Origin of the sequence: Streptomyces roseofulvus (assembly GCF_039534915.1) — a bacterium.
In the GTDB taxonomy this organism is placed as follows: domain Bacteria; phylum Actinomycetota; class Actinomycetes; order Streptomycetales; family Streptomycetaceae; genus Streptomyces; species Streptomyces roseofulvus.
The window spans coordinates 3,969,708-3,993,801 of record NZ_BAAAWE010000001.1 but is presented as its reverse complement, the minus strand read 5'-3'; the positions used below and the strand labels follow the sequence as shown (position 1 = coordinate 3,993,801).

At 73.0% G+C, this 24,094-nt stretch carries 22 protein-coding genes; 10 read left to right on the top strand and 12 right to left on the bottom strand.

All coding sequences use genetic code 11. The features are described 5' to 3' along the window. Positions 1-15: 15 nt before the first annotated feature. A complete protein-coding gene (locus ABFY03_RS18350; RefSeq protein ID WP_346170388.1) occupies positions 16-846 on the bottom strand; it encodes a MarR family transcriptional regulator in 831 nt (276 codons plus the stop codon). 189 nt (positions 847-1,035) lie between these two features. On the opposite strand from ABFY03_RS18350, the gene ABFY03_RS18345 reads away from it, so the two are divergent. The 5 genes from ABFY03_RS18345 (at position 1,036) to ABFY03_RS18325 (ending at position 6,186) form a co-directional block, all read left to right on the top strand. Then, the gene (locus tag ABFY03_RS18345) at positions 1,036-1,878 is read left to right on the top strand and encodes a helix-turn-helix domain-containing protein (protein WP_346170387.1); all 843 of its coding nucleotides are present in this window, start codon (positions 1,036-1,038) and stop codon (positions 1,876-1,878) included. Beyond that, complete coding sequence (locus ABFY03_RS18340) at positions 1,875-2,087, top strand: DUF397 domain-containing protein (protein WP_346170386.1); 213 nt, start codon at positions 1,875-1,877, stop codon at positions 2,085-2,087. Before ABFY03_RS18345 ends, ABFY03_RS18340 begins: the two co-directional genes overlap by 4 nt. A 548-nt stretch (positions 2,088-2,635) precedes the next feature. Then, positions 2,636-4,411, top strand: a complete 1,776-nt coding sequence (locus ABFY03_RS18335) for an FG-GAP repeat domain-containing protein (protein WP_346170385.1) — start codon at positions 2,636-2,638, stop codon at positions 4,409-4,411. Positions 4,412-4,524: 113 nt separating this feature from the next. After that, complete coding sequence (locus ABFY03_RS18330) at positions 4,525-4,863, top strand: DoxX family protein (RefSeq protein WP_346170384.1); 339 nt, start codon at positions 4,525-4,527, stop codon at positions 4,861-4,863. Between the two features lie 9 nt (positions 4,864-4,872). Next, positions 4,873-6,186, top strand: a complete 1,314-nt coding sequence (locus ABFY03_RS18325) for a hypothetical protein (protein ID WP_346170383.1) — start codon at positions 4,873-4,875, stop codon at positions 6,184-6,186. 90 nt (positions 6,187-6,276) lie between these two features. On the opposite strand, the gene metG is transcribed toward ABFY03_RS18325, so the two are convergent. Then, positions 6,277-7,884 carry a methionine--tRNA ligase gene (gene metG / locus ABFY03_RS18320; protein ID WP_319009276.1) on the bottom strand — a complete coding sequence of 536 codons (1,608 nt, stop codon included), beginning with the start codon at positions 7,882-7,884 and terminating at the stop codon, positions 6,277-6,279. Between the two features lie 99 nt (positions 7,885-7,983). Next, a complete protein-coding gene (locus tag ABFY03_RS18315; protein ID WP_346170382.1) occupies positions 7,984-10,410 on the bottom strand; it encodes a VWA domain-containing protein in 2,427 nt (808 codons plus the stop codon). 237 nt (positions 10,411-10,647) lie between these two features. On the opposite strand from ABFY03_RS18315, the gene ABFY03_RS18310 reads away from it, so the two are divergent. Then, positions 10,648-12,702 carry a PhoX family protein gene (locus ABFY03_RS18310; protein ID WP_319009278.1) on the top strand — a complete coding sequence of 685 codons (2,055 nt, stop codon included), beginning with the start codon at positions 10,648-10,650 and terminating at the stop codon, positions 12,700-12,702. A 53-nt stretch (positions 12,703-12,755) separates the two neighbouring features. Here the strand turns inward: ABFY03_RS18310 and ABFY03_RS18305 are convergent, their stop codons facing one another. The 7 genes from ABFY03_RS18305 to ABFY03_RS18275 all read right to left on the bottom strand — a co-directional run bounded on the left by ABFY03_RS18305 (position 12,756) and on the right by ABFY03_RS18275 (position 19,936). Beyond that, positions 12,756-13,745 (bottom strand): hypothetical protein, encoded by a 990-nt coding sequence (locus tag ABFY03_RS18305; RefSeq protein WP_319009279.1) that lies wholly within the window; start codon positions 13,743-13,745, stop codon positions 12,756-12,758. Positions 13,746-13,794: 49 nt separating this feature from the next. Continuing rightward, complete coding sequence (locus ABFY03_RS18300; RefSeq protein WP_346170381.1) at positions 13,795-15,267, bottom strand: APC family permease; 1,473 nt, start codon at positions 15,265-15,267, stop codon at positions 13,795-13,797. A 321-nt stretch (positions 15,268-15,588) separates the two neighbouring features. Beyond that, positions 15,589-17,550: an FUSC family protein gene (locus ABFY03_RS18295; RefSeq protein WP_346170380.1), complete on the bottom strand. Its 1,962-nt coding sequence runs from the start codon at positions 17,548-17,550 to the stop codon at positions 15,589-15,591. A 114-nt stretch (positions 17,551-17,664) separates the two neighbouring features. Continuing rightward, a complete protein-coding gene (locus ABFY03_RS18290) occupies positions 17,665-17,901 on the bottom strand; it encodes a DUF2630 family protein (RefSeq protein WP_346170379.1) in 237 nt (78 codons plus the stop codon). Positions 17,902-17,918: 17 nt separating this feature from the next. After that, on the bottom strand, positions 17,919-19,001 hold the full coding sequence (locus tag ABFY03_RS18285) for an endonuclease/exonuclease/phosphatase family protein (RefSeq protein ID WP_319009283.1): 1,083 nt from the start codon (positions 18,999-19,001) through the stop codon (positions 17,919-17,921). A 4-nt stretch (positions 19,002-19,005) separates the two neighbouring features. Then, positions 19,006-19,425 (bottom strand): hypothetical protein, encoded by a 420-nt coding sequence (locus tag ABFY03_RS18280; RefSeq protein WP_346170378.1) that lies wholly within the window; start codon positions 19,423-19,425, stop codon positions 19,006-19,008. Between the two features lie 76 nt (positions 19,426-19,501). Further along, on the bottom strand, positions 19,502-19,936 hold the full coding sequence (locus ABFY03_RS18275) for a DUF7144 family membrane protein (protein ID WP_319009285.1): 435 nt from the start codon (positions 19,934-19,936) through the stop codon (positions 19,502-19,504). Between the two features lie 164 nt (positions 19,937-20,100). On the opposite strand from ABFY03_RS18275, the gene ABFY03_RS18270 reads away from it, so the two are divergent. The 4 genes from ABFY03_RS18270 to ABFY03_RS18255 all read left to right on the top strand — a co-directional run bounded on the left by ABFY03_RS18270 (position 20,101) and on the right by ABFY03_RS18255 (position 22,979). After that, complete coding sequence (locus ABFY03_RS18270; protein ID WP_346170377.1) at positions 20,101-20,520, top strand: RidA family protein; 420 nt, start codon at positions 20,101-20,103, stop codon at positions 20,518-20,520. Positions 20,521-20,620: 100 nt separating this feature from the next. After that, positions 20,621-21,025, top strand: coding sequence for a hypothetical protein (locus tag ABFY03_RS18265; RefSeq protein WP_346170376.1), 405 nt, complete (start codon positions 20,621-20,623; stop codon positions 21,023-21,025). A gap of 125 nt (positions 21,026-21,150) precedes the next feature. Next, positions 21,151-22,119, top strand: a complete 969-nt coding sequence (locus tag ABFY03_RS18260) for an ATP-binding cassette domain-containing protein (protein WP_319009288.1) — start codon at positions 21,151-21,153, stop codon at positions 22,117-22,119. Next, positions 22,116-22,979 carry an ABC transporter permease gene (locus ABFY03_RS18255; protein ID WP_319009289.1) on the top strand — a complete coding sequence of 288 codons (864 nt, stop codon included), beginning with the start codon at positions 22,116-22,118 and terminating at the stop codon, positions 22,977-22,979. The genes ABFY03_RS18260 and ABFY03_RS18255 overlap by 4 nt, the downstream gene beginning before the upstream one ends. 9 nt (positions 22,980-22,988) lie before the next feature. Here ABFY03_RS18255 and ABFY03_RS18250 read toward each other — a convergent pair whose 3' ends face one another. Both ABFY03_RS18250 and ABFY03_RS18245 read right to left on the bottom strand, forming a co-directional pair. Continuing rightward, positions 22,989-23,360: a VOC family protein gene (locus tag ABFY03_RS18250; protein WP_319009290.1), complete on the bottom strand. Its 372-nt coding sequence runs from the start codon at positions 23,358-23,360 to the stop codon at positions 22,989-22,991. A 270-nt stretch (positions 23,361-23,630) separates the two neighbouring features. After that, positions 23,631-24,059 (bottom strand): universal stress protein, encoded by a 429-nt coding sequence (locus ABFY03_RS18245; RefSeq protein WP_319009291.1) that lies wholly within the window; start codon positions 24,057-24,059, stop codon positions 23,631-23,633. Positions 24,060-24,094 lie beyond the last annotated feature (35 nt).

Here is a 24,094-nt window from a genome sequence, read left to right as displayed (position 1 = left end):
ATGCGGCGGTTTTCGTCAGCAACGGAGAACCGGTCTGGTGGAGGGAGTGGCGTTCGTGTGGCCGCAGGAGGGGCAGGTCGGGGCCGGGGACTTGAAGGTGACGTCGCAGTCGTCGCAGAGCCAGATGGGGTCGGGTGGCGGGGGTGGCGTGTGAGTGGGGGTGGGGAGTGGTGGCGGTGCCGGGGGGAGGTGGGTCGTCAGGCGGTGGGCGAGGAGGGCTGCCGGGTGGGTGAGGGGGCCCTTGGGGAGGTGGGACGTCAGGGCGTGGCGGATGGTCTCCGGTGAGGCGTCGCGTTCCAGCCAGGCCGCGACGCCCAGGGCGAGGTGGTCGGCGTCGGCCTCGGAGACGTACAGGCGGGGGTCCGCGTTCCGCAGGTCGAGGAGGACGCGGAGGGCGACGCGGAGGAGTTCGCGGGCCGGGAAGCCGGGGCGGGGGACGGGTGGGAGGGGGCGGCGGGTGAGGCGTTCGGGGGTGGGTTCGGGGTCCGGCGGGGGAGTCGGGGCCGGCTTTGGTGGGTGCCTGCGTGGGGGCTTCTGGGGGGCCGGCTGGTCCTGGGACGGCTTGTGGCAGAAGACCGTGTGGGTGAAGACGCGGCCGTCGGGGGTGCGGACCACCGTGCGGCGCAGGTAGCCGTGGGCCTCCAGGGCGTTCAGGGCCCGCGACACGGTCGTCCGGCCGAAGCGGAGTTTGTCGGCGAGGGTCCTGATGTCCACGCGGGTGCCCTCGGGCTGCGAGGCGATGTAGCAGGCGATGGCGATCGCCGCACCGCCCAGGACCTCGTGCTGGATGAGGGCGTTGTCGAGGACCGTGAAGTTGCGGGTGAGGCGGGTCCGCTCGTGGCACACTCCGCCGGAAGTACGCTGGGAAGAGTGGTTCTTGGCGGGTGGGCGGGACGTGGGCCGCTGTCGCCGACTACGCTGTCGAGTATCCATCGGGAAGGTTTGAGCTTCCTGGTTGGTAGGCCCTCGCATGGGACTGCAATCCCGGCGGGGGCCGACGCATTTCTGCGCACGGTTCGGGTGGAGGGGTGCGGGATGTCGGCGGAGGAAAGCGGCTGGGAAGTCGACCCGGACGACGAGTGGGGCGTCGCCGTCGTCGCCACCGTGGGTCGCCAACTGCGGTTGCGGCGCGAGGCGGTGGGCATGAGCGCGGCGGATTTCGGGGTGGCGCTCGGCTACGGCGAGGACCTCGTCTACAAGATCGAGGGCGGCAAGCGGATCCCACGCCCCGAGTACCTGGACAAGGCGGACGAGGTCCTGCGGGCGGACGGGCTGCTGTCGGCGATGAAGGACGACGTGGCGAAGGTCCGCTACCCGAAGAAGGTGCGTGAGCTGGCGCAGCTTGAAGCGAAGGCCGTGGAGATGCAGTTGTACGAGCCGCTGAACGTGCACGGGTTGTTGCAGACGCCCGAGTACGCGCGGGGGTTGCTGATGATGCGGCGGCCGGCCTATGCGCAGGATGAGGTGGAGCGCTACATGGCGGCGCGGGTCGCTCGGAAGTCCGTGTTCGACCGTGAACCTGCGCCCGAGTTGAGTTTCGTCCTGGAGGAGTGGACGCTCCGGCGCCCCTTGGGAGGGCGGGCAGTACTCCGGCGCCAGCTCGAACACCTCCTGGAGGTGGCGCGGTGGCGGCAGGTCGAGCTCCAGGTCATGCCCATGCGCCGCGAGGAGCACGCGGGCCTCGCTGGGGGCATCGAAGTGTTGAAGTTCGAGGACGGGACGGCGGTCGGCCGTTCGCCTGCGGTCGCGGGTGGGCGGCCCGTGACCGACCTCCGACAGCTCCGTATTCTGGAGCTGCGCTACGGGATCATTCGGACGCAGGCCCTCACTCCCGGTGAGTCCGCCGCCGTCATCGAGCAACTGCTAGGAGAGACATGACGCGCAGCACCTCGCCAGGGGATGTCTCTGCTCTGGTCTGGTTCAAGAGCTCCTACAGCAGCAGCAGCGAAGGCGATTCGTGCGTCGAGGTCGCCACCACCCCCGCCTCCGTCCACGTCCGTGACTCCAAGGTCGCCGACGGGCCCCGGCTCGTCGTCTCGCCGGAGGCGTGGGGCGGGTTCGTCGGGTTCACGGGTACGCACGGCTAGCGCTCGCGAGCCGCAGAAGCACAGGCGGGACGTGGCGCGGCGGAGGGACGGTGACCACTGTCACCAGTGCCTTCGCCGGAGTGACGCCGACGCAGCCTCAGCAACGGGGACGTCGAGTGCACGACCGTCCTCGCCGGGGCGTACCGGGTGCGGTGCGTGCACGACCACCACGGCGCACGAGGGCGCGACGATGGCGCCCTCCGGGTATGAGGGCGGGCTGTTCTACAGCGAGGGGCCCGCTTGGATTCGGCCGAGGTCGCCCCGTACCGAGCCGTATTCCGCCAGTACCACCGAGCGGACCACTTTCCACCAGGGCGCAGTTGAGACCCTTCAGCGCCGCGGCGCGGATCTTCTTCGCGTACGCCCGGTGACGACCGCGCTTCAGGGTGAGGGGCGGTAGACGCTCATGCCCGCCCGGTGGAGTCGCCGGGGGCGAAGAACCCCGCTGTCGGGGCCGTGAGCGGCAGCGCCTACCGTTACGCGGTCCTTTTCGCGAGGGCGGCACGCCCGCAGGCCGGTGTCGCCGCCCGGTTCACCAGGAGTCATTCTTGAGACCACGTAAGGCACTCGGCAGCGTCGGGGCTCTCCTCGGCAGCCTCGCCGCCGCCCTCGTCCTCGGCGCACCGGCCGCGCAGGCCGACACCGTGAGCCCCGGCAGCGCGCCCCCGCTGCGCTTCGTCAGTTACAACATGTGCGGCAGCGGCACGATGTGCAAGTGGGCGGCCGGCTTCACGAACAAGGCGAAGTACGACGCGGTGCTCAAGGAGACCGAGGCTGCCGCCTCGGGCACCGCCACCGGGTGGAACGCCGATCAGATCTTCCTGCAGGAGGTCTGCGAGTACCAGTTCGACACCCTCGCGGCGAAGCTCGCGCCCAAGGGCTTCACGGGGCGTTACGTCACCACCAGGGACTTCGGGGCGGAGAGCGGAGTCTGCGCGAAGCCGACCGGCGACACCGAGAGCATCGTCAAGAGCGGCACCGAGGGTCATTACGGCATGGCCGTCTTCGTCAAGGGTGCCGTCACCGAGGGCAAGGACCTCAAGCTGGCGGACGCGACCTTCGACAACGAGTGGGTCATATCGCCCTGCCTCAAGAGCTACACCCAATGGCGTGCCACCTGGGCCTGCTCCGTTCACCTCAACTGGAGCAAGGACACCGACGAGTACCGGAACAAGGAGGCCGCGAGGCTTGCCGCGCAGGCCGCCGTCTGGCAGGCGGCTGGCACCCCGGTCGTCCTCGGCGGCGACTTCAACGGCACGCCTGGGACGGCGATGGCCGCCAACTTCTACGAACCGGCAGCCGGCGGGTACGACGACCCGGCAGTCCTCGGGAAGGGCACCTTCCGGGAGGTCGACGAGACCGACGAGGAGTTCTTCAGCATCGAGCACTACCCCACTACCTGTCTGAGCACGGGTGCGACCCGCTGCCGCAGCGGCGCGCCCACCTTCGGTGACTGGCGCCGGAAGATCGACTACATCTTCGTCTCGTCCGCCCACTTCAAGGACGTCAAGGCGAGCGTCTCGCCGCGGGACGTGCACGCCACGGACCACGACACGCTCCGTGGCGCCGCCAGCTGGACCGACTGCGGTCCGGCCGGTGGCGGCGGCAGTCTCTTCCGCCGCGACTCGGGCGGTGCGCTGTACCGCTACGCGGGCCGCGCCGGCGGGCTCGCCGCGCCCTGCAAGGTCGGCGTCGGCTGGGGGGCGATGAGTGAGATCACCCGGGACGGCACCACCCTCGTCGCCAGCGACACCGACGGCAAGCTGTGGCGTTACCCGGCCGACCCGGGCACCGGCACGTACTCCGGATCCACCCGCATACTGGCCGGCACCGGCGGCTGGCAGGCCATGGACGCGCTGCTGGCCCCCGGTGACGTCGACGGCGACGGCAAGGCCGACCTGCTGGCCCGGGAGCGCGCCACCGGCACGCTCTGGCTGTACCCCGGCAACGGCGCCGACGGCTACGGAGCCCGGACGAGCATCGGCGGCGGCTGGGGGATGTTCGACGTGCTGCTCGCCCCCGGCGATTTCAACGGTGACGGCAAGGCCGATCTGATCGGGCGTACTCCCACCGGCGATCTGTGGCTCTACAAGGGCACCGGTGGGGCGCCGTGGTATTTCGACCCCCGCGTCCAGATCGGTTTCGCATGGGACCGGTACACCGCTCTCGCCGCCCCCGGCGACATCGACGGTGACGGCAGGGCCGACCTGATCGGACGGGACGGCGACAACGACGTGTATCTCTACAAGGGCGACGGCGCGGGCTCCTACGCGCCCGCGGCCAAGGTCGGCTTCGGCTACCCGGCCGGGGAGCTGCTCTTCTGAGCCCGGTTCGCCGGATTCCCTGACGCATGACGCCCGCCCCGTCACATCGACGGGGCGGGCTCCGTCATCCCGGTGAGCGGCCCCTCCCGGGGCCCGTAGTCGGAGGAGTCCCGATGTCCACCACCGCCGCCGTCGTCACCGCCCTCGCCGCGTTCATGGCCGGGTTCTCGGGAGCGTCGGTGCTCCTGCGGGCGAAGTTCGTCGTCGAGCCGCTCGCCGCGTACGGGGTGCCGCGGTCGGTGTGGAACCTGCTCGGGGTGCTCAAGCTGGCCGGCGCGGCGGGGCTCGTCGTGGGGTTCTTCGTGCCGGTGATCGGGACGGTCGCCGCGATCGGGCTGGTCCTGTACTTCGCCGGGGCGGCGGCCACCGTCGTGCGGGCGCGGGCCTACGGGCACGTGCCGTTCCCGCTGGTCTACATGGCCCCCGCCGTGGCCGCGCTGGCCCTCGCGTAACCTCCCCCGGTGACCAAGACCCATACTCGAACAGACAGATGGCGCACGCGCGCCGCCGCCGCGATGGTGGCGGCGCTCGGGCTCCTCGGCCTCAGCCTGACGGCGGCCCCGCCGGCCGCCGCCGCGACCCCGGTCGCGCCCATGGACGCCACGAAGATGCGGCTCACCGCGAGCGGCTTCACCGAGCGCTGGGCCGCGATCGACGCCCTGGAGACCTCGGGGAAGGTGACCAGCTTCCCCGGGCGGACCGCGCTCTCCCCGCTCTTCGACCCGGGCGTCACCGGGGGTGTCACCGGCGTCTCCGGGCTCTGCCACACCAGCAACCTCAACACCGCCTACAGCATCGGCGGCTTCTGCTGGAACAAGGAGGACGACGTCTCCAGCACGTGGACGCCGCAGGGCTTCACCGGCTCCCACGACGCCCAGCCCACCGGCACCTGGGACGGCAAGTACCTCTACATCGCCTCCTGGCACAACGCGAACGACACCCAGGCCCGCATCACGGTCGTCAACAACAGCAGCCCGAACGTCGCGCCGGTCTACCACCGCATCCTGCTCGTGGACCCGCACGGCTCGGGTGACACCGCCGGCTTCCGGGCCGTGGGTGACCCCGGCAACCCCGTCCTCCCGCATCCGGGAGGCCACGCCGACGGCGTCTCCTGGTACGGCAACAAGCTCTTCGTCGCCACCGGACACCAGATCCAGGTCTACGACCTGCGCCACCTGTGGAAGACGACCCGCGACACCACCAAGGTCGGCGTCGTCGACGGCAAGGCGTACTCCGGGGACCACGACTGGGCCCTGCCGATGATCGGCATGTACTCCAACGCCCCCTACGGCACCGACTGCACCGACACCGCGCCCTGCCTGACCTCGCTCAGCCTCGACCGCACCGGCACCGACAGCCTGGTCACCTCCGAGTTCGGCGCGACCGGCGGCCGTCCCCTCGTCCGCTGGCCGCTCAACGCCACCGACGCGCTCCTCGACACCGACGGCGCCACCAACTACACCGGCTCGGTGACGGCGAGCGCCGCCTACCGCGTCCCCGTCTGGAAGGTGCAGGGCGCGGCGACCGACGGCACGTACTACTACTTCAGCGGCGTCTGCCCCGAGTACGCGGGCGCCCAGACCTCCGACGATCCGTACTGCATCCACCGGGCCAAGCCCGGCGAGGCGCCGCACGTCCTCACCAAGGCGCCGCCGCTCACCCAGAACCTCTCCTGGTCCCCGGCGGTGCACCGGCTGTGGGGGCTCAACGAGCGGGCCAACTACTCGGGGCCGGGCAAGCGGGTCGTCTTCACGCTGAACCCGCCGTACACGTAGGAGGGACCGAGGTACGGCGAAGGCCGCCGGCCCCTGTTCTGCCAGGGGCGGCGGCCTTCGGTCGCGTACGGGTTCGCGTACGGGCGGACGTCAGTCCTTCTTCGGGTCCTCCAGGCGCGGGAAGAGGACCGCGCCCTTCGTCACCGTCGCGCCGGCCGGCAGCCGGCCCCAGCGGGCCGCGTCCTGCACCGGCTGGTCGGCCAGCGCGCCGAGCGCGGGCTCGGCGCCGAGGGAGTCCCACAGCTTCTGGGACGACTCCGGCATGATCGGGTTGAGCAGGACGGCGGCGGCGCGGAGCGACTCGGCGGCCGTGTAGAGGATCGTCGCCAGGCGGGCCTTGCCCTCCGGCGACTCGTCCTTGGCGACCTTCCACGGCTCCTGCTCCGTGATGTAGCCGTTGACCTGCTTCACGAAGTCGAAGACCGCCAGGATGCCGCCCTGGAAGTCCAGCTCCTCGCCGATCTTGGCGTCGGCGGTCGCGACCGCCTTCGCCAGGCCCTCCTGGACCGCCTTCTCGGCGTCGCCGTCGGCTGCCGAGGCCGGCAGCTCGCCGCCGAAGTACTTGCCGACCATCGCCGCCACGCGGGAGGCGAGGTTGCCGTAGTCGTTGGCCAGCTCCGAGGTGTAGCGGGCGGAGAAGTCCTCCCACGAGAAGGAGCCGTCCTGGCCGAACGCGATCGCGCGGAGGAAGTACCAGCGGTACGCGTCCACGCCGAAGTGCGAGGTCAGGTCCTGCGGCTTGATGCCGGTCAGGTTCGACTTCGACATCTTCTCGCCGCCGACCATCAGCCAGCCGTTCGCGGCGACCTTGCCGGGCACCGGGAGGCCCTGCGCCATCAGCATGGCCGGCCAGATCACCGCGTGAAAGCGGAGGATGTCCTTGCCGATGAGGTGGACGTTCGCCGGGAAGGTCTCGTCGAACTTCTCCGGGTTCTCGTTGTAGCCGACCGCCGTGGCGTAGTTCAGCAGCGCGTCGATCCACACGTAGATCACGTGCTCGCTGTCCCACGGGACCGGGATGCCCCAGTCGAAGGTCGAGCGCGAGATGGAGAGGTCCTCCAGGCCCTGCTTGACGAAGTTCACGACCTCGTTGCGGGCCGACTCCGGCTGGATGAAGCCCGGGTTCGCCTCGTAGAACTCCAGGAGCTTCGGGCCGTACTCGCTCAGCTTGAAGAAGTAGTTCTCCTCCTTGAGGATCTCCACCGGCTTCTTGTGGACGGAGCACAGCTTGGTGCCGTCCTCGGCCTCGATGAGATCGCCCGGGAGCTTGAACTCCTCACAGCCGACGCAGTACGGGCCCTCGTAGCCGCCCTTGTAGATCTCGTCCTTGTCGTACAGGTCCTGCACGAACTCCTGGACGCGGTCCGTGTGACGCTTCTGCGTGGTGCGGATGAAGTCGTCGTTCGCGATGTTCAGGTGCTCCCAGAGGGGCTTCCACGCCTCCTCGACGAGCTTGTCGCACCATGCCTGGGGCGTGACGTCGTTCGCCTCGGCCGTGCGCATGATCTTCTGACCGTGCTCGTCCGTGCCGGTGAGGAACCACACCTTCTCGCCGCGCTGACGGTGCCAGCGCGTGAGCACGTCGCCTGCGACGGTCGTGTAGGCGTGGCCCAGGTGAGGAGCGTCGTTGACGTAGTAGATGGGGGTCGTGACGTAGAACGCCTTCGCCCCCTGCTTCTCGGATCCAGTGGCCGCCATGGTCGAAATCCTAACGGCCTTACGAAGATCCACTCACATCGATAAGCAGGGGGCGGAAGGGCGGGTTCAGAGCGTCCCGGTTCGGAGTGTGCGGAGTGCTCAGAGTGTGAGACCGGTGAGGATCCCCCGGTAGAAGTCCTCGTGCGGGGTCTCGACCGGGGCCGGGCCCGCGAAATGGGTCGCCGTACGGTCGGCGGCGAGCTTCCGCAGATAGTCGAAGCCCTTGCCGTCCTCCTCGCCCCAGGCGGTGAAGCGCCAGTGGATCGGGCGGCCGGCGGCCTCGGCGAGGGCCTGGTTCGCGGCGGTACGGGACTCGGGCGGGCCGTCGGTCTGGAAGATCACCAGCGCCGGGGCGGCCTTGTCCGCCTTCTCGTGGTGGGCCAGGACCTCCTCGACGGCGCGGTGGTAGTTCGTCCGGCCGAGGCGGCCGAGACCGGCGTTGATCTCCTCGACGCGGGTGGGGGTGAGGTCGGCGGGGGTCAGGTCGACGACGCCGTCGACGTCGGTCGAGAAGAAGACGGTCGTGACCGTCGCGTCCTCGTCCAGGTGCGCGGCCAGCGCCACGGCCTGCTCGGCGAGCCGCTGCACGGACCCGTCCTTGAAGTACCCGCGCATCGACCCGGACCGGTCGACGACCAGGTACACCCGAGCGCGAGCGGCCCCGAGCCCCTGGGCCCGCAGCACGTCACCGGCGACGCGGTACGGCTCCGCGAGGTGCGGCGCGAGACCGTCGCCGCGGACGCCGGTGGCGGCCTGCGGCTCGGCGGGGTCCGTGTCCGTGTCCGTGTCGGCCTCGGCCGCCGGCTCCGCCTCGGCCTGCGGCTCGTCGGCGTCGCTGGTGGCGTCCGCGGTGGCCGGGGCGGCCTCGGTGGTGTCGGCGTCCGCGGTGGCCGGGGCCGTCTCGGTGGTGTCGGCGTCCGCCGGGGCGGTCTCGGCCTCGGCCTCGGCCTCCGGCGCCGGGACGGCGGCGGGAGCGGTGTCGGGCTCGGACGCGTCCGCGTCGGCGGTCGCCTCCGGGGCCGGGGCCGCCTCGTTCTGCTCGGCGTCCGCCGTGGGCTCCGCCTCGGCCGTCGGCTCCGCCTCCGGAGCGGCCGGGGCCGCCCCGGTGGTGTCGGCGGCGTCCGCCGGGGTGGCCTCGGCCTCGGCGGGGGCCGCTTCCGCTTGCGGCTCGTCGGCGTCGGTGGTCGCCTCCGGGGCCGTGTCGGTCTCCGCCGTCCGCTGCGCCTCCGGCGCCGCCTCGGCGGTGGGCTCGGTGTCGGCCTCCGGCTCGACCGCCTCGGCGGCGTCCGCCGGTGCGGTGTCGGCTTCCGACGCGTCCGTGTCGGTGGTCGCCTCCGGGGCCGTGTCGGTCTCCGCCGTCGACTGCGCCTCCGGCGCCGCCTCGGCGGTGGGCTCGGTGTCGGGCGCCGACGCGTCCGCGTCGGTCGCGTCGGCGGGGGCCGCCTCCGGCGCCGGCTCCGCCTCGACCTCGGCCGTCGGCTCCGCCGCGTCCGCGTCCTTCTCGGGCGCGGTGACCTCGGTCTCGGCCGCCGGCGGCTCGGCGTCGGTCGTCTTCGGCGCGGCCGCCTCGGCCTCTGCCGCCGGCTCCTCCGCCTCGGCCTGAGCGTCGGCCTGCGCCGCCTCGACCTCGACCTTGACCGTGGTCGCGGCCTCCGCCGTCGGCTCTGCCGCCTCGGCCTCGGGCTCCGCCACCGGCTCCGGCGCCTCGGCCTGCGCCGGGGTCTCCGTCTCGGCCTCGGCCGTCGGCTCCGCCGCGTCCGCGTCCTTCTCGGGCGCGGTGACCTCGGTCTCGGCCGCCGGCGGCTCGGCGTCGGTCGTCTTCGGCGCGGCCGCCTCGGCCTCTGCCGCCGGCTCCTCCGCCTCGGCCTGAGCGTCGGCCTGCGCCGCCTCGACCTCGACCTTGACCGTGGTCGCGGCCTCCGCCGTCGGCTCTGCCGCCTCGGCCTCGGGCTCCGCCACCGGCTCCGGCGCCTCGGCCTGCGCCGGGGTCTCCGTCTCGGCCTCGGCCGTCGGCGCCGCCGCGTCCGCGTCCTTCTCGGGCGCGGTGACCTCGGTCTCGGCCGCCGGCGGCTCGGCGTCGGTCGTCTTCGGCGCGGCCGCCTCGGCCTCTGCCGCCGGCTCCTCCGCCTCGGCCTGAGCGTCGGCCTGCGCCGCCTCGACCTCGACCTCAACCGTGGTCGCGGCCTCCGCCGTCGCCTCCGGCACCGCCTCGGCCTCGGGCACCGCCGTCGCCGCCGTCGCCACCGCCGTCGGCTCCGCCGCCTCCGGCTGGGTGGACGTGCGGGCCTTGGGGATCTGGGGGTTGTCGAAGGCTGCTGCCACCAGGTCGGCGGCGGCCTTCTGGGCGGCCGTTGCCGGGGCGGGCTCCGGGGCGGCGGCGGAGGCCGTGGCCGTGGTGGGTTCCGGGGCCGCGGGGGTCGGTTCCCGGGTGGGCTCGGGTTCGCGGGACTGGGGCGGGACGGAAGGGGTCGCCGGATCTTCGCGGTCGCGGCCGAATACCTTGCGCAGCAAGCTCCGAATACCCATGGGCGAACCCTTTCGCATGAGTTGGATGCGGTATGCGTCCTTCATCCCTGGCCAGGGCGGACACGTAAGGTTAGCGGCCGCGTCCTCCGGTTCCGTGGACCCCGTCGGTCACGGTTGCCTCGCATTCATCCGGCGTTCATTCCGTCGCCGTCCCCGTGCAGATGTGCGCACATACCGTCACGGTCGAACGGATTCCCGACACCATGTCGGCGCAGTGCTGCGCCGGAGGAGGACGAAGTGCGCAAACTGCTGCCGCTGATCGGCACCAACCCGCACGGGGGCGGTCGTTCCGCTCTCACCTGCCGGTTCCGCTGTGGCGACGCCTGCTTCCACGAGGTGCCGAACACCAGCGACAACGAGTACGTCGGCGACGTCATCGCCGGTGTGCTGTCCCGCCGTTCCGCGCTCCGTGCCGCCGCCGTCGCGACCGTCGCCACCGCCGCCGGCGGGTCCCTCGTCCTCGGCGGCGCCCCGGAGGCGCAGGCGCACCCCGGGCACAAGCCCGCCGCCGACGGCGCCCGCGGCCTCCGCTTCGCGCCGGTCGCGCCCAACACCGCCGACCAGGTCACCGTGCCCTCCGGTTACGGGCAGAACGTCGTCATCCGGTGGGGCGAGCCGATCCTCCGCGGCGCCCCCGCCTTCGACTCCGAGAACCAGACCGCCGCGGCGCAGGCCGGTCAGTTCGGGTACAACAACGACTTCCTCTCCCTGCTGCCGCTGCGCGGGGAGTACGGCAAGCAGGTGCTCGTCGCCAACCACGAGTACACCGACGAGATCCTCATGTTCCGCGGCTACGACGCCGAGAACCCGACCCGCGAGCAGGTCGAGATCGCCTGGGCCGCGCACGGCCTCTCCGTCGTCGTCGTGCAGGAGGAGCGCCGCACCGGCAAGCTCACCCCGGTCACCCGGCACTACCTGAACCGCCGCCTCCACACCACCAGCGAGTTCGAGCTGACCGGCCCCGCCGCCGGCTCCGCGCTCGTGAGGACCTCCGCCGACCCGGAGGGACGTACCGTCCTCGGCACGCTCAACAACTGCGCGGGCGGCACCACCCCGTGGGGCACCACGCTTCACGGCGAGGAGAACTTCAACCAGTACTTCGCCAACGGCTCGTCCGAGACGGACAAGCGGTACGGCATGGTCCCCGGCGCCTCCGAGCGCAAGTGGGAGCGGTTCGACAAGCGCTTCGACCTCGCGCAGGAGCCGAACGAGTCCCACCGCTTCGGCTGGGTCGTCGAGCTCGACCCGTACGACCCGCGGTCCACGCCCCGCAAGCGCACCGCCCTCGGCCGCTTCAAGCACGAGGCCGCGCAGCCGCGCCTGACCGCCGACGGCCGCCCGGTCGTCTACATGGGCGACGACGAGCGGTTCGACTACTTCTACAAGTTCGTCTCGTCGAAGCGGATGATGAAGGGCTCGTCCCGGCGTGCGCGCGAGCACAACCTCACGCTGCTCGACGAGGGCACGCTGTACGTCGCCAAGCTGACCGGCGACTCCCCGGCGGCCGAGATCGACGGCACCGGCAAGCTCCCGAACGACGGCGAGTTCGACGGCTCCGGCACCTGGATCCCGCTCGCCACGGCCGGCCCCGACGGCGCCGTCTCGCACGTCCCGGGCATGACCGCCGAGGAGGTCTTCGTCTTCACGCGCGTCGCCGGCGACAAGGCGGGCGCGACGAAGATGGACCGCCCCGAGGACGTCGAGCCCTCGCCCCGCAGCGGCCGGGTCTACGTCGCCCTCACCAACAACAAGGACCGCGGCAAGGCCGGCAAGGCGCCCGCCGACGAGGCCAACCCGCGCAACGCCAACAAGCACGGGCAGGTCCTGGAGCTGGCCGAGCACTGGGACGACCCGTCCTCGGACGGCTTCGCCTGGCGCCTCTTCCTCGTCGCCGGCGACCCGAACGACCCGGCCACCTACTTCGCCGGCTACCCGAAGGAGAAGGTCTCCCCGATCTCCTGCCCGGACAACGTGGCCTTCGACCCGCACGGCAACCTGTGGATCTCCACGGACGGCAACCAGCTCGGCTCGCACGACGGCCTCTTCGGCGTCGCCACCCACGGCGAGCGCCGCGGTGAGCTGAAGCAGTTCCTCACCGTGCCGAAGGGCGCCGAGACCTGCGGCCCGATCATCCAGGACCGCCGCGTCCTGGTGGCCGTGCAGCACCCCGGCGAGATCGACGGCGCCTCCGTCGAGAACCCGGCCTCCACCTGGCCCGACGGCCCCGGCAAGATCGTCCGCCCGTCCGTCGTCGCCGTCTGGCGCACCGACGGCCGCGACATCGGCGTCTGATCCGGAGCCGGATCCGGAGCCCGCTCCGGCAGCGGTACGTGTGGGCCTGGGGGTCAGCCGACCCCCAGGCCCTCCCGGAAGCGGACGAACTGCTCCTCCGGGTCGCCCGTGTACGCCCACGGCACCCACGCCGCCCGCGTCCCGAGCAGCCCGAGCAGCTCCCGCGCCTGCTCCACCTGGCCCGCGTAGCAGGCCGCGTGGGCCAGGAAGTTGAGGTCGCCGACCTCCTCGGGGGCGACCGGGCGCGAGGCGTCCCGGCCGCCGATCCAGCGCTCGTAGGTGCGCCGCAGCTCGGTCACCGCCAGCTCGTGCTTCCAGTGCTGGTCGAAGCCGCGCACCGGGCCGCGGCCCAGCGCCCCGTCGGCGATGTAGCGGTACTCCTCCACCCGCGCCACCTGCACCAGGACCGGCAGCGCCGAACCGGGCGGCGCCACCCCCGCCGCGTCCCGCGCGAAGTCGTACATCGACCCGTGGGTGCCGTGCCAGCGCGCCGACAGGTAGCGCAGCACCTGCACGTGGCCCTCCGTGTTGTACGGGTCGCGACGCCGCAACTCGTCGAACCAGTAACGCAGTTCACGGCGCGGCACGCCGCCCTCGTACAGCCGCGCCACGGAGAGCAGCGACACCCACGGCATCGGGTCGGCGGGTGCCGCGTCCGCCGCGCCCCGGCAGGCGTCGACGGCCGCGTCGATCCGGGCCCGGTCCACGGCGGCGCCCCGGCCGGCCGCGATCGCCGCGTCGAAGACCCGTACCACCTCGGTCGCCGCCCGGAGCACCGCCGCGTCGGCGCTGCGCGGTTCGGCGGCCCGCCAGGTCTCGACGGTGGAGCTGCCTGCGGCGGCGTGCGAGAGGAGCCGGATCCGGTGGGTGCGGCGGGCCCAGTCGTCGCCGGTGGCGGCGAGCAGGTCCCGTACGCCCTGCCAGCGGCCGATCACGATGTCGTGGCGCGCCTCGGTCAGCGCGCGGTCACCGAAGTCCGGGTCGAAGTCGGGGGTGAACCGGTCCGCGCGGGACCGTCTGAGGGCGCGTCGGCGTACGCCCATGGGGGCCTCCTTCGATCGGTGCGTCGGTACAGCAACGGGCGGGTCGGCGTCAGAAGTCGGTGGCGTAGCTCTTGTCCCGCAGGCGGGTGCCGGGGGAGACCGGGGCCGACTCGTCGGCGGCGGCGAGGGCCCGGGTGGCGTCCAGGCGGGCGGGCCGGTAGTAGTCGCTGCCCTTGCGCCAGTACACCGCCATCGGGACGAGCCCGGCGGCGAGCCCGCCGAGGCCGATGGCGAGGGCGGTGGTGGACAGCTCGCCCAGCGACTCGACGAACGCCCACAGCATGAACGCGGCGCCGAGCAGCGGCCACACCCCGCCGAGCAGGAAGTTCCTGACCGAGCGCAGCAGCAGGGACTTGTACGCGACGACGGCCGCGATGCCCGCCAGGCTGTAGTAGAAGGCGATCTGGAGGCCGATCGCGGAGACCGCGTCGCGCAGGATCCGCTGGACGGAGCCGGCGGCGGCCGCGGCGGCGAAGAGGACCAGCGCGGCGGCGCCGACGGCGGCGACGGCCACCCACGGGGTGTTCCAGCGGCGGTGGACCAGGCCGAGGGCGGCCGGCAGGGTCCGGTCGCGGCCCATCGCGAAGAGCGAGCGGGTCACCTGGAGGAGGGTGGTCTCCAGGGTCGCGACCGTGGACAGGATCACGGCGACGACCAGCAGTTTCCCGCCGACGCCCGGCCAGATCTCCTCGCCGAGGACGGCGAGCACGTTCGGTCCCGCGGACGCGATCCCGTCGGCCGGCAGCAGCACGTTCACCGCGACCGTGAAGGCGACGAAGAGGAGGAAGACGAAGCCGACGCCGACCAGGGCGGCGAGGCCGGCCGTGCGCCGGCTGTTCCGGGTCTCCTCGCTGAGGTTGCTGGTGACGTCCCAGCCCCAGTAGTAGAACGCGGCGATCAGCGCACCCGCCGCGAAGCCCTCGGGGCCGTGGAAGTGCCCGAGGCCGAACCAGGACCAGTCGAAGGCGACGGCCCGGCCGCGGTGCGCGACCGCCGCGAGGACGAAGACGAGCAGGATCGCCATCTCGATCCCGGACATGAGGAGTTGGGCCCGCACGGTGAGCCGGGCGCCGCCCAGCACGACGCCGAGCATCAGCAGGAACCAGCAGGCGCCGACGCCGGTCGCCAGCGGGGTCGAGGCGGCGAGGTCCGCGTCGAAGAGGGCGAGGGTGAGCGTCCCGGCGGGCACCGAGCCGGCCACCATGAACACGGTCGCGGCGAAGACCAGCGCCCAGCCGGAGAGGAAGCCGAGGAAGGGGTGGAGGGTGCGGCCCACCCACGAGTAGCCGGCGCCCGCGTTGACGTCGATCCGGCCGAGCCGCGCGTAGGCGAGGACGATGCCGAACATCGGTATCGCGCAGTAGAGGAGCGCGGCGGGCCCGGCGTATCCGACCGCCCCGAAGAGCACGGCGGTCGTGGCGGCGAGCGAGTAGGCGGGGGCGCTGCCCGCGACGGCCATCACGATCGTGTCGAAGGTGCCGAGGACATTGGGCTGGAGCCCTCTGCTGGTGGTCGTGCGCATGACGGTGTCCTCGGAGTCCTGGGATCGGGTGTGGGGGGTTCCGGACGACGGAGGGATGGAGGGAAGGGGGGGAGGGCGAGGGGGAGGTGGAAACGGAGGGGGAGGTGGTGGGCAGGTGAAGTGGCCCGGTGGGCGAGCCGGTTGGCCGTCCGGGAGCGGGCGCGGGCAGGGGTGCGGGCGCTGATCACCTCGGAGCGGTCGAGCGCATCGTAGTCGGCCCGGTGGATTCCGGTAACGGTGGCAGGAGGGTTCCGTTCCGTGACCGCCGGTAAGTCCGCCGATACGCCCCCACGTACCGTCCCAAAGGGGTTTACGGGGCGGTCAGCGCAGCTCGGGACCGGCGATGGCGCGGGCCGCGCGGACCTCCTGGCGGAGCGGTGCGAGGACGCCCTCGTCGTCGCCGGGCAGTTCGGCGCGGACCGCGAAGAGGGTCTCGGTGGCGCGCAGGCCCTCGGCGAGCTCCCGCAGTTCGCGCGCGACGGCCGTCACCTCCGCCGCGTCCGGTGGTGGGGCGCCGTGCGCGACCCGGATGCGGGCGGCGGTGGTGGCGTCCACGATCCGTTCGACGGCGATCGCCAGCGGCCACCAGGCGGCGGCGCGGGTGCCGGTCGGCGGCGGTTCGGTGAGGGCGCGCTGGAACTCGGAGCGGACCGCCGACAGGTCCCGGTACAGCGCGCGGCGGGCCCGCAGCCGGCCGGCGTCGGCGTCGGCGCCGAAGGCGCGTTCCACATAGGCGGCCGCGTCGGCGACGGCGTCGGCGAGCCGGTCGCCGATCCGGCTGTGCCAGGACTCCGGCCACAGCAGATAGCCGGCGACGAGTGCGATGGCGCAGCCGATGAGGGAGTCGTACAGGCGGGGCAGGACGAGGTCGAAGCCCTCCTGGTTGAGGGCGTCGGACAGCAGCAGGATGACGGGGGTGATGGCCGCCGTCTGGAAGGCGTACCCCTTCGCCGAGAACGCCGGGATCAGCGCGGCCAGCACCGCCATCACCGGCACGTCCCACCAGCCGCGGGGCACCTCGGCGAGGACCAGCGCGGCGGCGACGAGCCCCAGGCAGGTGCCGACCGCGCGCAGCACCGCGCGCGAGAACACCGAGCCGAAGTCCGGCTTCATCACGAAGGTGACGGTGAGCGCGACCCAGTACGAGCGGGGCACGGCGATCAGCGAGACGAGCGCCTGGGCGAGGCCGATGCAGAGCGCCAGGCGGAGCCCGTACCGCCAGGACGGCGCGGAGAGCAGCATGGTGCGGGCGGCGCGGCGGGCGCGGACGGTGAGCGAGGCGGGGCGGCCGAGCCGGTCGTCGACGTTGTAGGGGTCGGGTTCGGCCTCGTGGACGACGGTGGCGGCGTGCCGCAGCGCGTGCTCGACGGCCTTCTCGGCGGGGCGGGCGGAGGGGCCGAAGACCGGCTCGGGCCGAACCGGGTGTTCGGTGCGGCCGCTCTCCACGGCGTCGGCGAGGTCGCGGACGGTCGCGGCGACGGCCGGCGGCAGCGGGCCGTACAGCCGGGCCCGCAGGTCGGCGGCGGGGGCGGCTTCCAGGAGCGGGACGAGGACGTTGAGCTGGGCGAGCAGCCGGGCCAGCGAGGAGGTGCGGCCGTGCTGGCGGGTGCGGCGGGCCAGGATCAGGTCGTACGACTGGTTGAGGGAGGCGGTGACCGCCTGCCGTTTTTCCTGGTACGACTCCGAGCCCGCGGCCTCGTACAGGTCGGCCAGCGTCCGGTAGGTGGCCGCCACCGCGGCCCGCTCGGGCGCGGCGCGACGCAGCGGCCAGCCGAGGAGGGTCAGCGCCAGGACGACCAGTCCGCCGGCCGTCAGCAGCAGCGGCGCCTTCCACCAGGGCTCCGGCATGGGGAGACCGGCGCCGACGACGGCGTTCAGGAGCAGCAGCAGGCCGGAGGCGGAGGCGACCGCGCCGATCGAGGAGATCATCCCCGAGACGAGCGCGACGAGGGTCAGCGTGGCGACCGCGAGCCAGCCCTGCCCGAAGACGAGCGTCCCGAGGGTGACGCCGAGGGCGCCGAACAGCTGCGGGACGGCGATGTTGAAGATCCGCATCCGGTAGGCGTCGGCGGTGTCGCCGATGACGCCGGAGAGCGCGCCCATCGAGACGAGCGCGCCGTACGCGGGTCGGTCCACGGCCAGCCCCACCGCGAGCGGCAGCGACAGCGCGAGCGAGGCGCGGACGACGGCGGCCCAGGGGATGGGGGCGGGCGCGGGGCGGAGACCTGCGGTCAGCCACGCGGGAGGAACCAGCCGACCGTTCCGACGCCGTCCAGGACCCATGCCCCTTAACTTACGCGGCCCCGCCGGTCCCGCACCGGACCGCGTGGGCAGGCGCCCTGCGGAACGACTGCCCGCAACGGGGGGGCGGGGCGCGCCCCGCAACGGGGGCGGGGGTCAGTTGCGGTAGGACTCCACTTCCGCGGCGGGGCGGAGGACCGCCGTATCGGGGTCCTCGCCGAACTCCGCTTTCGCGCGCCGCTGCCGCAGCAGGTCCCAGCACTGGTCGAGGCGGACCTCCAGCTCGGCGAGGCGCGTGCGTTCCTCGGGGAGGAGGCCGCCGGTGCGCCGGCGGAGGGCGCGTTCCTCCTCCACGAGCGCTCCGATGTCGTCGAGGATCTGCTCGTTGTCCATGCCTCCAGCGTGGCCGATCAGCGCCCGTCGTGCAGGTCGAGGTCGGCGACGACGGCCCGGTGGTCGCTGCCGGGGAGGGCGGGGAAGCGGGTGGCCGTCGGGGTGAGGGCGGTGCTGGTGAGGACGTGGTCGATCTGCACGTACGGCGGGAGGGGGCCTTCGGCGGGCCAGGTCGGGGTGCGGGAGGCACCGGTGACGCGGGCCGCATCGAGGAGGAGGCGGGCGGCGACGAGGTCGCGGTAGGCGGCGTGGTCCTGGGAGGCGTTGAAGTCGCCGGCGACGATCAGGGCCTCGTCGGCGGGGCGGTCGGCGACGGCGTCCCGGAGGCGGGCGAGTTCGGCCTTCCAGAGGGCGACCTGGCCGGGGACGGGCGGCATGGGGTGGGCGAGCTGGAGGCGTACCGGCCGTCCGGCGATCTCCGCGGTGGCGCCGGGCATGCCCATGGTCGCGGGGACGACGGACCGGTCGCGCAGCGGATAGGCGCTGAGCAGGACGGAGCCGGCGGAGCCCGCCGCGTCGACGGAGACCCGGTGCGGCAGCTGCCCGGACAGCGCGGCGGTGAGGGCGCGTCCGCAGGCGGGGTCGCACTCGGAGACGTAGAGCAGCTGGGGCCGTTCCCGGCGGGCGAGGTCGATGAGGGAGCCGGTGGCCTGCCCGAACTCGACGTTCGCGGCGATGACCCGGACGCGGGCGAGGGGGTGGCCGTGGGTGACGGCGAGCAGCGGGGTGTACGGCAGCGACGCCCACGCGGTGGCGGTGAGGACGAGTACCGCGAGGAACGCGAGCACCCGGCGGCGGGCGGCCGCCGCGAGCAGCAGCCCGAGCGCGGCGGGGACGGTCAGCCAGGGGAGGAAGGAGAGGAGCTGGGGGAGCGGGGTGTCGCCGTCGGCGTCGAGGGCGCGGCAGCCGGCGACGACCGCGGGGACGGCCAGGAGCGGCCCGGCGGCCCAGGCGAGGGCGCGGTCGCGGTGCCTGGGCCGGAGGGGCGGGGAGGGCGGGGACGGTGCGGGCCGTGGGGACGGGAGCGGTGGCCGGGGTCGGGGGCGCGTCGTGTCGCCCGGGTCCGTGCTGCCGGTCGCTGCGCTGAGGGCTCGGTCCACTCCCTCAGTGTCGCAGGGCCCGGGTGATCTCCGCGGTGGTCGCCCCGTCGAGCGTCCGATTGCTGCGCGCCGTACCGGACTTGGCGGCTCCGGCCGGGACGCCGTCGAGGGTGAGGAGGACCGTGTCGAGGAAGTTCCCGCCGCCGTCGCGGAAGGTGACCAGGACCGCGTAGTCGGCGGTCCGGTCGAGGGGGTTGGCGGCGGTGACGGTGGCGACCGTGCGGTCGCCGTCGACGGAGGTCGGCCCGGCGCTGAGGTCGCCGGTGGCGTTCACGCCGTCCTTGATCTGGTCCATCTTCTCCTGCGCGGCGGAGGCGACGGCGGAGGTCGCCGAGGAGACGAGGTCCCCGGCGGCCTCCTTGGCGGCGTCGCATCCGCCGGCGCCGCCGGCCACGGCGAGGGCGAGGAGGGCGGCGCCCGCCACCCGTCTCGCCCTCGCCGGTGGTCGCGCCGGCGTCCGTGGCCGGTGGGCGGTCATCCGTGGTGTCCCTCGTCCGCGCTCAGGAGCGCTTGCCGGCGCCGTACGCGTCGTCCGTGGCGAGGGCCCAGATCACGAAGACCGAGATGGCCATGGAGAACAGCGCCCACCACGGCTGGTAGGGCAGGAAGAGGAACTGGGCGATGAGGTTGAGGGAGGCCAGGGAGATACCGGCGACCCGGCCCCACTCGGCGCCCTTGAGGATCCCGAAGCCGGCGATCGCGACGACGATGCCGATGACCAGGTGGATCCAGCCCCAGGTGGTGAGGTCGAACTTGAAGACGTAGTCGCCGACGCGGGTGTAGACGTCGTCCTCGGCGATCCCGGCGATGCCCTGAAAGACGTCCATGATGCCGGTGACCAGCATCAGGACACCGGCGAAGAGCGTTCCGCCGGAGGCCCACGCCTCGGAGGTGCTCGACGTGTGCGGGCGGGAGGGTGCGGTGTTCTGGCTCATGGCGTCATCCTGGGGACAAACGGGCGAATTCGGCCTCCCGGCTGGGCCGAACGGGTGAGGGCCGTCTCCCTTGCCCTTCCTGATCCTGGATGTGTAAGGTCCGGGATTGTCGAGTGATTCTGGACATCGAGTGTCGAGAAACCGGGGAAAGGAACCGACCCGTCATGACCGACCGGCGCACCCTCACCAACCCGCCCGCCCTCCACGACCCCACCCCCTTCGGCTACAGCCACGCCGCCTCCGCACCCGGCGAACTCGTCTTCATCGCCGGGCAGTACGCCTCCGACGCCACCGGCGCGCCCGTCCCCGGCGACTTCGCCGCCCAGGTCGAGCTCTCCCTCACGAACCTGCGGCACGCCCTCGAAGGCGTCGGGCTGGGCTTCGAGCACGTCGTGCGGCTCGGCTCGTACGTCGTCGACCACGACCTCGGGAAGCTGGAGGTGCTCGGCAAGGCGCTGCACGCCGCCTTCGGCGAACGGCTCCCGGCGCAGACCCTCAGCGGGGTCGCCGCGCTGGCACTGCCCGGCATGCAGTTCGAGATCGACGCGGTGGCGGTACGACCCGGGAGCGGCGGCCGCCGCTGATCCACTTGCGGGGGCGGGGGCGGGGGTGTCCGCTGGACACGAGTGACCGCGACACGCGACACGCGACACCGCGACACTGCGACGTGAAGGAGGCCCTGCCATGGCCGCACACGCAGCGGTACCCGCGCGGCGCACCGTGCACCTGCACGGCGCCGTCCTGCCCGCCCTCGTCGGCATCGCCTACGGCCTCTACGCCCCGACCGTCTCGCGCCACGGCGGAGCGCTGACCTGGGGCCAGCTGTGGCTCGGGATCATCTCCGCGATCCTCGTCGGCGGAGCGGTGTACGCGCTCCGCACCTACGGCCGCGCGCTGCCGCGCGAGCTGCGGGCGGTGGCGTGGGGCGCGCTGGCGGGCGTCGCGATCGGCTTCCTCTACAGCCTGTCCGGCTCCAGCGTGCTGTCGGCGAGCGTGCTGGGGCTGATCGTGGGGGCGGGGGTGGGGGCCGGGACCTTCTACCTCTTCTACACGCACGAAGACGCCACGGGCCACCCGGCCCCGTACTGACCCCCGGCCACGCGCCGGACCCGGCTTCAGGTCGCGGGCACCCGCGCCGGTCCTCGGCGCGGGTGCCCGCGACCGGCAGCGCCGTCGGGCGTGCGGGGGGACGGGGGGCGGGGGAGACTGGGGGGATGAGCGGGTTGGCCGTGGAGACCGAGGGGCTCGTCAAGGAGTTCGGGGGGAACCGGGCCGTCGACGGCGTGGACCTCCGGGTCCCCCGCGGCACCGTCTACGGGCTGCTCGGCCCGAACGGCGCCGGCAAGACCACCACCGTCAAGCTGCTCGCCACCCTCCTCCGCCCCGACGCCGGGCGCGCCCGCGTCTTCGGGCACGACGTCGTCCGCGACGCCGACACCGTCCGCGGCCGCGTCAGCCTCACCGGCCAGTACGCCTCCGTCGACGAGGACCTCACCGGCACCGAGAACCTCGTCCTCCTCGCCCGTCTCCTCGGCCACACCCGCCCCGCCGCCCGCGAACGCTCCGCGCAGCTGCTCGCCGCGTTCGGGCTCGCGGAGGCCGCCGGCCGGCAGGTCAAGAACTACTCGGGCGGCATGCGGCGCCGCATCGACATCGCCGCGTCCATCCTCAACACCCCCGACCTGCTCTTCCTCGACGAGCCGACCACCGGTCTCGACCCGCGCAGCCGCAACCAGGTGTGGGACATCGTGCGGGCCGTCGTCGCCCAGGGCACGACCGTGCTCCTCACCACCCAGTACCTCGACGAGGCCGACCAGCTCGCCTCCCGGATCGCCGTCATCGACCACGGCAGGGTGATCGCGGAGGGCACGAAGGGCGAGCTGAAGGCGTCGGTGGGCTCGGGCTCCGTGCACGTACGGCTCCGGGACGCCGAGCAGCGGCCGCGGGCCGAGCGGCTCCTGGCCACCGCCCTGAACGCCGCCGTCCAGCTCGATCCCGACCCGGTCGCCCTCACCGCCACCGTCAACGGCCACGGCACCGACCTCGGCGCCGCCGAGCAGGCCGCCCGGGCCCTCGCGGAGCTGGCCCGGGCCGGGATCACCGTCGACAACTTCGCCCTCGGCCAGCCCAGTCTGGACGAGGTCTTCCTCGCCCTCACCGACCGGAAGGGGCCCGCCGCATGAGCACCGGTACGTCCACGTCCACGGAGACCGGCCAGGAGGTGGAGTTCGCCGCGCCCCGCGCCGACGACCTCGCCGCCCTGCTCCTCGCGAAGGACCGGCCAGCCCGGCCCGGCGCGCTCGCCGCGTCGCTCACCTTCGGCTGGCGGGCCATGCTGAAGATCAAGCACGTGCCGGAGCAGCTGTTCGACGTGACCGCGTTCCCGATCATGATGGTGCTGATGTACACGTACCTCTTCGGGGGTGCGCTCGCCGGGTCGGTCTCGGCGTACATCCAGTTCCTGCTGCCCGGCATCCTCGTGATGTCGGTCGTGATGATCACGATGTACACCGGCGTCTCGGTCAACACCGACATCGTGAAGGGCGTCTTCGACCGCTTCCGCACCCTGCCCATCTGGCGGCCGGCGCCGATGGTCGGTTATCTCCTCGGCGACGTCGTGCGCTATCTGATCGCGTCCGCCGTGATGCTGAGCGTCGGCCTCGTCATCGGCTACCGGCCCGCCGGCGGGGTGGTCGGCGTGCTGCTCGGGGTGGCGCTGCTGCTGGTCTTCTCGTTCGCGTTCTCGTGGGTCTGGACCATGTTCGGGCTGCTGCTGCGCAGCGAGAAGTCCGTCATGGGCGTCAGCATGATGGTGATCTTCCCGCTGACCTTCCTCTCCAACGTCTTCGTCGACCCGAGGACGATGCCGGGCTGGCTCCAGGCGTTCGTCGACAACAACCCGGTGACCCATCTGGCGACGGCGGTACGGGAGTTGATGGCCGGCGACTGGCCCGCGGCGGACATCACGTGGACGCTGGGGTGGTCGGTGGCGCTGGTGGCGGTGTTCGGCGCGGTGACGATGCGGCTCTACAACCGCAGGTGAGGCCCGCCCCTACTGGTCGCGGGGCGTCTTCTGCTGGACGGCCCAGCGGTTGCCGTCCGGGTCCGTGAAGTACACGAAGGAACCCCACGGCTGGTCGTCGATCGCGCCGACGTCGACGCCGCGGTCGGTCAGTTCGGCGTGGGCCTGCTCGATGTCGTCGACGACGACCTGCATGTTGTCGAGGGAGCCGGGGGGCATCTCGGTGATGCCCTTCCCGAAGGCGATCGAGCAGGCGGAGCCGGGTGGGGTCATCTGGACGAAGCGGATCGCTTCGCTGACGGTGACGTCGTGGTCCGCGTGGAAGCCGACGCGCTCGTAGAAGGCCTTGGCGCGGTCGATGTCGGTGACCGGGACGCCGATCAGTTCGAGCTTGATGTCCATGAGAGCCATCCTCCGCCGCGAGGCCCCACCCCGCACGTCCGGCCACGCACCGGACCTCCGTGTGGGCAGGCGTTCCGCGGGGCGGTCCCCACCCTGCCCGTCCGGCTTCGCGCCGGGCCCGGCTGGGGGAGCGGCGCCGCTGGCCGGGCCCGGCGGGCGGCCGCGCCGTTTCGTTGTGGGCAGTCGTTCCGCCCCTTGCGGAACGCCTGCCCACGCGGGGCGCGGGTGCCCGCGGCCGGCATCGGGGGTGGGCGTCGCCGCGGTGTCGGGTCAGGTGCCTCGGACCACTACGACGGGGCAGGGGGCGTGTTGGGTGACGTTCGTGGAGACCGAGCCCAGGACGGCCGCCTTGAAGCCGCTGTAGCCCCGGTCGCCGACCACCAGCAGGCTCGCCCCCTCCGCCTGGTCGATCAGCGCCTGCGCCGCGTTGCCGCCGACGACCGTGCGGGTCGTCGCGGCCGCCTCCTCGGGGGTGAGGGCCTCCGCGAGGGACTGGTCGAGGATCTGCTTGGCCAGTCGTTCGGGGTCGAACTCCGGCGGGACGCCCGGCATCATCGTCGCCCAGGACGCCGGGTACTCCCAGCTGATCACCGCGTGGAGGGTGTCCCCGGTGAGGGCGGCCTGGGCGGCCGCCCACTTCACTGCCTTCAGGGACGGTTCCGAGCCGTCCACGCCCACCACGATCCTGCCGCCGGCCATCGCCGACCTCCGTTCGTCGGGGAGTTACCGATCCA

Coding starts and splice junctions, on each gene's coding strand:
- ABFY03_RS18345 (WP_346170387.1), top strand. CDS start 1,036: ATGTCGGCGGAGGAAAGCGGCTGGGAAGTCGACCCGGACGACGAGTGG.
- ABFY03_RS18340 (WP_346170386.1), top strand. CDS start 1,875: ATGACGCGCAGCACCTCGCCAGGGGATGTCTCTGCTCTGGTCTGGTTC.
- ABFY03_RS18330 (WP_346170384.1), top strand. CDS start 4,525: ATGTCCACCACCGCCGCCGTCGTCACCGCCCTCGCCGCGTTCATGGCC.
- metG (WP_319009276.1), bottom strand. CDS start 7,884: ATGGCGGCCACTGGATCCGAGAAGCAGGGGGCGAAGGCGTTCTACGTC.
- ABFY03_RS18315 (WP_346170382.1), bottom strand. CDS start 10,410: ATGGGTATTCGGAGCTTGCTGCGCAAGGTATTCGGCCGCGACCGCGAA.
- ABFY03_RS18305 (WP_319009279.1), bottom strand. CDS start 13,745: ATGGGCGTACGCCGACGCGCCCTCAGACGGTCCCGCGCGGACCGGTTC.
- ABFY03_RS18300 (WP_346170381.1), bottom strand. CDS start 15,267: ATGCGCACGACCACCAGCAGAGGGCTCCAGCCCAATGTCCTCGGCACC.
- ABFY03_RS18295 (WP_346170380.1), bottom strand. CDS start 17,550: ATGGGTCCTGGACGGCGTCGGAACGGTCGGCTGGTTCCTCCCGCGTGG.
- ABFY03_RS18290 (WP_346170379.1), bottom strand. CDS start 17,901: ATGGACAACGAGCAGATCCTCGACGACATCGGAGCGCTCGTGGAGGAG.
- ABFY03_RS18275 (WP_319009285.1), bottom strand. CDS start 19,936: ATGAGCCAGAACACCGCACCCTCCCGCCCGCACACGTCGAGCACCTCC.
- ABFY03_RS18270 (WP_346170377.1), top strand. CDS start 20,101: ATGACCGACCGGCGCACCCTCACCAACCCGCCCGCCCTCCACGACCCC.
- ABFY03_RS18265 (WP_346170376.1), top strand. CDS start 20,621: ATGGCCGCACACGCAGCGGTACCCGCGCGGCGCACCGTGCACCTGCAC.
- ABFY03_RS18260 (WP_319009288.1), top strand. CDS start 21,151: ATGAGCGGGTTGGCCGTGGAGACCGAGGGGCTCGTCAAGGAGTTCGGG.
- ABFY03_RS18255 (WP_319009289.1), top strand. CDS start 22,116: ATGAGCACCGGTACGTCCACGTCCACGGAGACCGGCCAGGAGGTGGAG.
- ABFY03_RS18250 (WP_319009290.1), bottom strand. CDS start 23,360: ATGGACATCAAGCTCGAACTGATCGGCGTCCCGGTCACCGACATCGAC.
- ABFY03_RS18245 (WP_319009291.1), bottom strand. CDS start 24,059: ATGGCCGGCGGCAGGATCGTGGTGGGCGTGGACGGCTCGGAACCGTCC.